General features: G+C 69.4%; 8 protein-coding genes. 7 read left to right on the forward strand and 1 reads right to left on the reverse strand.

The genetic code is table 11. From position 1 onward, the window contains the following. The first annotated feature begins 115 nt into the window (after positions 1-115). From scpB to ACWIGI_RS00110, 5 genes are all read left to right on the forward strand, one after another. The gene (scpB, locus tag ACWIGI_RS00090; protein WP_454200576.1) at positions 116-778 is read left to right on the forward strand and encodes an SMC-Scp complex subunit ScpB; all 663 of its coding nucleotides are present in this window, start codon (positions 116-118) and stop codon (positions 776-778) included. A 12-nt stretch (positions 779-790) separates the two neighbouring features. After that, positions 791-2,350, forward strand: a complete 1,560-nt coding sequence (locus ACWIGI_RS00095) for a pseudouridine synthase (protein WP_454200103.1) — start codon at positions 791-793, stop codon at positions 2,348-2,350. Positions 2,351-2,415: 65 nt separating this feature from the next. Continuing rightward, positions 2,416-3,084: a (d)CMP kinase gene (cmk, locus tag ACWIGI_RS00100; protein ID WP_454200577.1), complete on the forward strand. Its 669-nt coding sequence runs from the start codon at positions 2,416-2,418 to the stop codon at positions 3,082-3,084. Next, positions 3,081-4,499, forward strand: a complete 1,419-nt coding sequence (der, locus tag ACWIGI_RS00105; protein WP_454200104.1) for a ribosome biogenesis GTPase Der — start codon at positions 3,081-3,083, stop codon at positions 4,497-4,499. The genes cmk and der overlap by 4 nt, the downstream gene beginning before the upstream one ends. A gap of 135 nt (positions 4,500-4,634) precedes the next feature. Further along, the gene (locus ACWIGI_RS00110) at positions 4,635-6,455 is read left to right on the forward strand and encodes a hypothetical protein (RefSeq protein ID WP_454200105.1); all 1,821 of its coding nucleotides are present in this window, start codon (positions 4,635-4,637) and stop codon (positions 6,453-6,455) included. 17 nt (positions 6,456-6,472) lie between these two features. Here ACWIGI_RS00110 and ACWIGI_RS00115 read toward each other — a convergent pair whose 3' ends face one another. Next, complete coding sequence (locus ACWIGI_RS00115; RefSeq protein WP_454200106.1) at positions 6,473-7,210, reverse strand: TetR/AcrR family transcriptional regulator; 738 nt, start codon at positions 7,208-7,210, stop codon at positions 6,473-6,475. Positions 7,211-7,340: 130 nt separating this feature from the next. Between ACWIGI_RS00115 and ACWIGI_RS00120 the strand changes: the two genes are divergently transcribed. Further along, positions 7,341-8,294, forward strand: coding sequence for an ABC transporter ATP-binding protein (locus tag ACWIGI_RS00120; protein WP_454200107.1), 954 nt, complete (start codon positions 7,341-7,343; stop codon positions 8,292-8,294). A gap of 35 nt (positions 8,295-8,329) precedes the next feature. Beyond that, positions 8,330-9,061 (forward strand): ABC transporter permease, encoded by a 732-nt coding sequence (locus ACWIGI_RS00125; protein WP_454200578.1) that lies wholly within the window; start codon positions 8,330-8,332, stop codon positions 9,059-9,061. The last annotated feature ends 138 nt before the right edge of the window (positions 9,062-9,199 follow it).

Raw genomic sequence — 9,199 nt, forward strand, 5'->3', positions numbered from 1 at the left:
TGCGGATGGCTCGGCCGGCGTCGCGGACGACGGCCCGGCGCCCACTGACGCGGATATCACAGGTGAATCCGCACACGCTCCGGACTCGGCGGACGAGGAGCCGGGGCAGGGGCGGCTGGACTTCGGGGACGAGGGGGAGGCGGGGGAGTTCGACGCGCTCGACGAGGACGAGCTGCGGTCGGCGCTCGAGGCGATGCTGCTGGTCGTGGACGCCCCGGCGCCCGTCGAACTGCTCGCGGCGGCGGTCAACGACACCCCGCGGCGGGTGGAGACCCTGCTGCGGGAGATGTCGGCGGAGCTGACCGTGCGGCGCAGTGGCATGGATCTCAGGTTCGTGGGGGACGGGTGGCGGTACTACACGCGCACGGAGTTCGCGCCCTACGTGGAACGTATGCTGTTGGATGGCGCGCGCTCGAAACTGACCCGCGCCGCTTTGGAAACACTGGCGGTCATCGCGTACCGTCAACCGGTTACCCGAGCCCGTGTGAGTGCGGTGCGCGGAGTGAACGTGGACGGCGTGATCCGCACCCTGCTGGCGCGGGGGCTGATCGCGGAGAGTGGTGCGGACCCGGATACCAACGGCACCCGGTATGCCACCACCGAACTGTTCCTGGAACGGATCGGGCTCCCGTCCCTGGCGGAATTGCCGCCGTTGGCGCCCTTGCTCCCGGGCGTCGACCTGATCGACGAGATCAACGAGAGCCTGGAGACCGACCCCCGGTACACCAGGCTGAAAAAACCAGCCGAGTCGGACATCGACCTCGGCGCCGAGGATTGAAACAAGGACATCGTGAATACTCCCGCTCGCCGAGATGGCACACCGGAACGCAGTAAGGGTTACGAACCCAGAGGGTCTCAGCCGACCCGCGGCAGGGCCGACAGGTCCGCCCGAAGTGGCGATTCTTATGGCTCGCGCGGTGCGAGCGCACCACGCGGCGGAGCCCGCGGCGACGCGCAGTCCTGGGGCGGCGGCTCCGGCCGCGGCGATTCCCGGGGCGGCTCGCGCGGCGGCGCCGGCTCCTATGAGGGTTCGCGCGGCAATTCGCGCGGCGCCGGTTCGTCCTACGAGGGCTCGCGGGGCGGCTCGGGTTCGTACGGTTCGCGCGGCGGTTCCGACTCGCGTGGCGGCTCCCGCGGCGGTTCGGGCTACGGCGAATCGCGGTCGTTCGGCGGCAACTCCGGTCGCGGCGGCTACGAGGGTTCGCGCGGCGGAAACACCTCACGCGGCGGCGGTTACGAGGGCGCACGGGGCGGCAATTCGCGCGGCGGCTACGACGGCTCGCGTGACGGAAACGCTTCGCGCGGCGGCGGTTACGACGGTTCGCGCGGCGGGAACTCCGCCCGCGGCGGCTCCTACGAAGGCGCGCGCGGCACTTCGCGCGGCGCGGCCCCGTCCGCCCGCACCAATTCCTCCGCGCCGCGCGGCGGCGACGCCCGGGGCGCCCAGGGCCGCAGCGGTTTCGGCCGCCCGGCCACGCCCGCGGCCCAGCCCGCCGCCAAGAAGGTGCATCGGCCCTCGCCCGATGTGTCGGTCCTGCTGAGCAACGCCAAGCCCGCCCGGCACCAGCACGTGGATCAGCCCGAGGCCGGCGGCCCGAAGAAGCTGCCGTGGGGTGAGGGCGAGCGGCTGCAGAAGGTGCTCGCCAAGGCGGGTGTGGCCTCGCGCCGCGCCGCCGAGGAGATGATCGACGCCGGTCGCATCGAGGTCGACGGCAAGATCGTGCGCGAGCAGGGCCTGCGCATCGACCCGCAGAACGCGGTGGTCCGCGTGGACGGCGTCCGCGTCGTGGTGCGGTCCGAGCAGGTCTACCTGGCGCTGAACAAGCCCAAGGGCTGGCAGTCCACCATGAGCGACGAGATGGGCCGCCCGTGCGTGGGCGACATCGTCGCCGAGCGGGTCGCCGCCGGGCAGCGCCTGTTCCACGTCGGCCGCCTGGACGCCGACACCGAGGGCCTGCTGCTGCTCACCAACGACGGCGATCTGGCGCACCGCCTGATGCACCCGTCGTTCGAGGTGTCCAAGACCTACCTGGCCACGGTCAACGGCGAGGTCAAGGAACGTCAGGTCGCCAAGCTGCTGCGCGAGGGCGTGGAGCTGGAGGACGGCCCGGCCAAGGTCGACAAGTTCGTCGTGCTCGAGGTCGGTCAGGGCCGTTCGCTGGTCAAGGTGGTCCTGCACGAGGGTCGCAAGCACATCGTTCGCCGCCTGCTGGCCGCGGTCGATCACCCGGTCATCGCGCTGGTGCGCACCCATATCGGCCCGGTCGCCCTCGGCGATCAGCGGCCGGGTGCGCTGCGGGTGCTGGGCCGGGACGAAATCGGGAAGCTCTACGAGGCGGTGTCGTTGTGAATGGTGTGAGTTCGCTGATCGAGGAGACCGGTGAGGTGACGGGTACGTCGTCGCTCGTCGTTGCCATGGACGGACCGTCCGGCACCGGCAAGTCCAGTGTTTCGCGTCTGCTCGCCACGCGGCTGGGCGCGAGCTATCTCGATACCGGCGCCATGTACCGGGTCGCGACGCTGCGCGTGCTGCGCGGCGGCGTCGATCTGGACGATGCCGCCGCGATCGCGGTGGCGGTCAAGGAGTTGCCGCTGACGATCGGCAACGATCCCAGCCGCGAGGTGATTCTGCTCGACGGTGAGGACGTGTCCTCGGAGATCCGCGGCGACGCGGTGACCAAGGCCGTGTCCGCGGTGTCGGCCGTGCCCGAGGTGCGTGAGCTGCTGGTCGCCATGCAGCGCGATATCGCCGCGGCCGCGGGCCGAATCGTGGTGGAGGGCCGCGACATCGGCACGGTGGTGCTGACCGGCGCCGACGTGAAGATCTATCTGACCGCGTCCGCGCAGGCCCGCGCGCAGCGCCGCAACGCGCAGAACATCGCCGAGGGCCGGGGCGACGATTACGAGGCGGTGCTGGCCGATGTCCAGCGCCGCGACAACCTCGATTCCACCCGCAAGGTGTCCCCGCTGCGTCCGGCCGCGGACGCGATCCTGGTGGACACCAGCGACCTGAACAAGGACGAGGTTATCGACGAGCTGTATCGCGTTGTGCGGCAGCAGATTTCGGCAGGAGGCGCGCAGTGACGCAGGACACCTTCGCCGGTGACGGCATCTGGTCGGACGAATCCGACTGGGAGATCGCCGAACTCGAAGGCGAGGAGAGTGGCGAGTACCTCGCCATGCCCACCCTGGCCATTGTCGGCCGGCCGAACGTCGGCAAATCGACTCTGGTGAACCGTATTCTGGGCCGTCGCGAAGCGGTGGTCGAGGACGTTCCGGGCGTCACCCGCGACCGCATCTCGTACGAGGCCAACTGGGCCGGGCGGCGATTCCTGGTGCAGGACACCGGCGGCTGGGAGCCCGACGCCAAGGGACTGCAGCAGTCGGTGGCCCGCCAGGCCGAGGTCGCCATGAACACCGCGGACGCGATCCTGGTGGTCGTGGACGCCACGGTCGGCGCGACCTCCACCGACGAAGCGGTGGCCAAGGTGCTGCGCCGCTCCAAGACCCCGGTCATCCTGGTGGCCAACAAGGTCGACAACCAGAAGATCGAATCCGACGCGGCCGAGCTGTGGTCGCTGGGTCTGGGCGAGCCGAAGATGATCTCCGCCGCGCACGGTCGCGGCACCGGTGATCTGCTCGACGACATCCTGTCGGTGCTGCCCGAGACCCCGCGCGAGGGCACCGGGCAGATCGGCGGCCCGCGCCGCGTGACGCTGGTCGGCAAGCCGAACGTCGGCAAGTCCAGTCTGCTGAACAAGCTGTCGGGTGCCGAGCGTTCGGTGGTGCACGATGTCGCGGGCACCACGGTCGACCCGGTCGACTCGCTGGTCCAATTGGGCGGCAAGACCTGGAATTTCGTCGACACCGCCGGTCTGCGCCGCAAGGTGGCCAACGCCAGCGGCACGGAGTTCTACGCCTCGCTGCGCACCAAGTCGGCCATGGAGGCCGCCGAGGTCGTGGTCATGCTGATCGACGCCTCGCAGCCGGTGACCGAACAGGATCTGCGCGTGATCTCCATGGTGGCCGAGACCGGCCGCGCGCTGGTGATCGCCTACAACAAGTGGGATCTGGTCGACGAGGACCGCCGCGAGCAGCTCGAGCGGGAGATCGACCGCGAGATGGTGCAGGTCCGCTGGGCGCAGCGGGTCAACATCTCCGCGCACACCGGCCGTGCCGTGCAGAAGCTGGTTCCCGCCATGGAAACCGCGCTGGAGTCGTGGGACAAGCGCATTTCCACGGGCCGCCTGAACAATTGGCTCAAGGAGGTCGTGGCCGCGACCCCGCCGCCGATGCGCGGCGGCCGCCTGCCCCGCGTGCTGTTCGCGACCCAGGCCTCGACCCGCCCGCCGACGTTCGTGCTCTTCACCACCGGCTTCCTCGAGGCGGGCTACCGCCGCTTCATCGAGCGAAAGCTGCGCGAGGAGTTCAACTTCGACGGCTCCCCGGTGCGCGTGAACGTGCGCGTGCGCGAGAAGCGCGACCGGAGCAAGAAGTAGCGGCACCTCGACAGGCCCTCGATCGTGAGTGAATCCACTTGCCTTCGAGGGCCTTTCGTATTCTCGCTTGGCTGTCCGATCGCGCCCGGCTATGGTTGACCGCATGATCGAGAGAATCGAGACCACCCTTTCCCGGTGAGTGCACACGGCGAGCGCAGTGCGCTCGAGCACCCGGATTCCCTGTTCGACCAGATCACCGCGCTGCATCTGCGCAGCCCGGACACTCCGTTGCCCGGCAGCGGCGACCCGCTCATGGACGCGCTCGAACACGCTGTGCGCGAACGTGGTTCACGGAGCGGACCGCAGAGCCGCGCCGATGTATCCGAGATCCTGACCTCGTTTTTCACCGAGCACGACGGATCCCACGCCCGCCTGCACGACGCTCTCGTGGATCCCGCCATCGGAATTTCCGCGCTGCGCTACACCCGTCAATTGATTCCCCTGACCGCCGTCGGCGCACCGGCTCCGGCCCGGGCCCGCGAGGTGGGCGCCTGGCTGGTGCGCCACGGCAGTGATCCTCGCCCCGTCCTGGTCGGCCTGCGCCTGCTCGAATCCTGCGCCGCCCCGGCCGATATTCCCCTGCTGCGCACGATGGCCCTGCTGCCGTGGTGCGCCGAACGCGCCATATCGATACTGGGCACCGTGCCCGGCGCGGCCTTCGATCTCGTGTGGCTGAGTGAGCGCACCCGTCGCCGCGAGCGCATCTATGTCATGAACGCCCTGGTGAAACAGGCGGATCCCGCCGCGCGGCAATGGCTGCTGCGCAACGCTTTCATCGCCGAGGGGCCCGGCGGCAGCGTTCAGGCCCGCGAGATCGCCCGGGTGACCCGGCTGCCCGACGCCCTGGCCGAGGACGGTCGCGACGATCGGCTGCGCGATCAGGCGCTGGCGATCATGGTGCAGTTGATCTCCCATCGGGACTACCGCACCGAGATCGAGAACTACCCCGACGCCCGCCGGGTGCTCGCGCTGCTGGCGGACGAGCTGCCCGCCATGGAACCCTCGCTGACGCGCATGGGCGCTTTCGCGGCGCTCGTCCAGGACCTGCGCACCGGCGCCGCGGCGGGCATGGAATGGCCGGCGGGGGAGCGGGAGTCGCTGCTGGAGCGTATTCGGGCCGGACTGAGTTCGGAGCCGTGGGAGTCGTATCTGCGGGTCGCCCTCGAATTGGCCCAGGAGCGGAACGACGAGCACACGCTCTGGCGTGCGCGCTGGATTCGCGATCAGCTCGCCGCGCCGCCCGTCCCGCCCCTTCAGGCGGACCTTCGAGAAGGGCAGAGCCGCTTCGAGATCCGCATCGTCAGCCCGGCGCAACCCGGTCGGGACGTCTGCGGAAACGCCGAGGTCAGAGTTCTGATTGATGGCCACCCCGTCATCGCCACCGCCTTCCCCCACGGCCACTCCGAACCGCCGGAGAACCTGCTCGAAGGTCAGTTGCGGGCCACCGTGGAGCGGCGCAGGGTGCGCCTCGCGGTCGCGTACAGCACCGAAGCGTCCGGCGGCGCACTGTATGTCACCGTCGTTCGAGAGGGCGACGAGGTCGTCTGGTGCGACTGGGTCAACACGGGTGAGGGTGACCCGCCACCCGAGATGCGTTTTCCCGCATCCGAATACGACCGTGAACTCGATTCTGCCGAGCGGAACACCGACTGGGAGTGGCCCGCCCGCACCCTGAGTCGCGCGCTGCTGCGCGGCCTCCGTGCCGATCCGGGCATCCTGGACCGCTGGAACTGCTCCATCAGCTGGATCTCGGCGTGGGTGCAGGACCTGGACCACGCGCGTGTCTACCTGTTCTCGACAACCGAACCGCGATCGAACCAATTCGGCTTCAGCGTCCGAGCCGACCCCGCCGATCCCGAGGCCCAGGCCCACGCCCTGCTCGAGGCCTTCCGTACCACCGACCCCCGCGAGGTTTCCAGGTCCCACGGCGGTACGGCCCCGCCCGATCCGATGTGATCGCGCTCGGGCGACGGTCAGTCCTCCGGCTCCTCGAAGGTCGCGATGAACTGGGCGTACCCGTCCAGTAGCCGATCCAGGGCGAACGTGAAATCCGCTTCCTCCCAATTGATTTCCTCGTCGTCGAACGCGCGGTGGGCGATCGCGCTGGCGACGGCGGGGAAGCGGGCGGGGTCCAGGACCAGGCTCAGGGCGGCGGAGTAGTCGAGTTCGTTCTCGACGCTCTTGACGGTGTCGCGCAGGAACCGGGTGCGGCCGATGACGTACAGCGACAGGTTCACCACCAGTTGCAGGCGCACCGGCTCGGGGGCGGCGATGCCGGACAGCGCCGTCATGCCCGCCTCGAGCCAGCCCATGTTGTTCGGGCCCACGGGGGGAGTGGTGAGCGGGATGTCGAGCCACCAGTCGTGCCGCCGTATGGCGTGGAACTCGCCCCAGGCCCAGGCTTCGAGGCCGGCGCGCCAGTCCGCGCCCGGCGGGATCACCGGCGGATCGCCGATGGCCCGGTCCGAGAGCAGCTCGACCAGGGTTTCCTTGCTGTCCACGTAGCGGTAGAGCGACATGGTGGTGAATCCGAGCTCCTTGGCGAGCTTGCCCATGGAGAGTCCGGCGTAGCCGTCGGCATCCGCGATCCTGATGGCGGCGTCGAGGATCTGGTCCAGGCTGAGCCCGCGTTTGGGCCCGCGGGTGCCCGCGCCGTCCGTGTCCCACATGAGCTTCATCGCCGGGGGTAGGACCTGCTCCTCGTTCGCCACCGGGCCTCCTGTTCGTATCCGCCGCGCACATCCTGCGTCACCATCTTGCGCCATGCCAAGAACTGTGTACGCTATAAACACAGTGTATGACATACACAGTTTCGGATCGCATTCGGATTCAGAGGACCCCATGACAGCAGTCAGCCGACGGCCCGCCATCGAAGTCTCCGGGCTCGTCAAATCGTTCGGCCACCACCACGTTCTGCGCGGCATCGACGTGAATGTCCCTGCGGGAACGGTCTTCTCGCTACTCGGCCCGAACGGTGCGGGCAAGTCCACCATGCTCCGCATCCTCACCACGCTCGGCACGCGCGACGGGGGAGAGGTGCTGGTCGGCGGCCACGATCCGGCCCGCGAGGGCGACAAGGTGCGCGCGGCCATCGGCGTCACGGGGCAGAACTCCTCGGTGGACGAGGTGCTCACCGGCGCGGAGAACCTCCGCCTGGCCGGGCGGCTCCTGCATCTGGGTGCGGCGGAAACAGCAAGGCGCACAACGACTCTGCTGAAGCAGTTCGACCTGGTCGAGGCAGCGTCGAAACGCGTCGGCACCTATTCGGGCGGTATGGTGCGCCGACTCGACCTGGCCATGAGCCTGATGGGCGACCCGCGCATCGTCTTCCTCGACGAGCCGACCACGGGCCTGGATCCGCGCAGCCGCCGCGAACTCTGGGACGTCATTCGCGGCCTGGTCGGCCAGGGCGTCACCATCTTCCTCACCACGCAGTACCTCGAGGAGGCCGATCAGCTCGCCGACCGGATCGCCGTGCTCGACGGCGGCCGCATCGTCGCCGAGGGCACCGCCGCCGAGCTGAAACAGCTGGTGCCGGGCGGACATCTGCGCCTGACCTTCGCCGACGCCGACGGCCTCGCCGCGGCGGCGCGGGTGGTGCCGGCCGGCGAGGTCGACGCCGAGCAACTGGCTCTGGACGTGCCCTCGGACGGCTCGGTCGGCGATATCCGCGGCCTGCTCGACCGTTTCGACGATCACGATCTCACCATCGACCGTCTCGCCATTCACACCCCGGATCTCGACGATGTCTTCTTCGCGCTGACCGGAACCGACCGGAAAGGCTCTCAGTCGTGACCACTCTCGTTCGCGCGGCGCAGGATTCGACCACCATGCTCGGCCGGAGTGCGCGCCACACCCTGCGTAGTCCGGACACGCTGTTGATGACCGTCGCCATTCCGGTCGTCATTCTGCTCATGTTCGTCTACGTATTCGGCGGCGCGATGAGCGTCGGCACCGGCGAATACATCGATTACGTGGTGCCCGGGATCATTCTGCTGTGCGCGGGTTTCGGCGCCGCGCTGACCGCGCCCCGGGTGGCGACCGATATGCACAACGGCATCGTCGATCGCTTCCGCGCGATGGCCATCTCCCGCTCGTCGGTGCTCTCGGGCCATGTGGTGGAGAGCGTCATCCGCAATCTCCTCACCACCGGCCTGGTCATTCTGGTGGCGGTGGCGCTGGGTTTCCGGCCGACGGGTGATCCGCTGCGCTGGCTCGCGGTGGCCGGGTTGCTCGCGTTCTACATCCTGGCGCTGTCCTGGCTGGCGGCGGCGCTGGGCCTGCTGGCCCCTAATCCGGAGGCGGCCAACGGTTTCACCTTCAGTTTCATGTTCCTGCCCTACATCAGCAGCGCGTTCGTCCCGGTGCACACCCTGCCGAGCTGGCTGCGCGGTTTCGCCGAGCACCAGCCCGTCACCTCGATCACCGAAACCACCCGGGGCCTGCTCATGGGCACGCCGATAGGTGACAGCGCCGCCATCGCCCTGGCCTGGTGCGCGGGGATCGCGCTGGTGGGCTACGTCGCCGCCGGGGTCCTGTACCGCCGCCGCGGCCGGGACTGATCCGCACCCGAACCGTCGATGTGGGTGGGGCGCGCGGGGGGCCCCCCGGGCCCCCCCCGCCCAGAGACCGCCATTGGCGGGATGGGGGGTTTCATACGCCGGGCCGGGTTACCGAGGAGGTTGGGGGGGGGCCCCCCA

This window comes from Nocardia sp. NPDC055321, from assembly GCF_053645575.1.

What these genes read in the sequence shown, in the direction of transcription:
- cmk (WP_454200577.1), top strand. Translation starts at nt 2,416, where the DNA reads ATGGACGGACCGTCCGGCACCGGCAAGTCCAGTGTTTCGCGTCTGCTC.
- ACWIGI_RS00120 (WP_454200107.1), top strand. Translation starts at nt 7,341, where the DNA reads ATGACAGCAGTCAGCCGACGGCCCGCCATCGAAGTCTCCGGGCTCGTC.
- ACWIGI_RS00125 (WP_454200578.1), top strand. Translation starts at nt 8,330, where the DNA reads ATGCTCGGCCGGAGTGCGCGCCACACCCTGCGTAGTCCGGACACGCTG.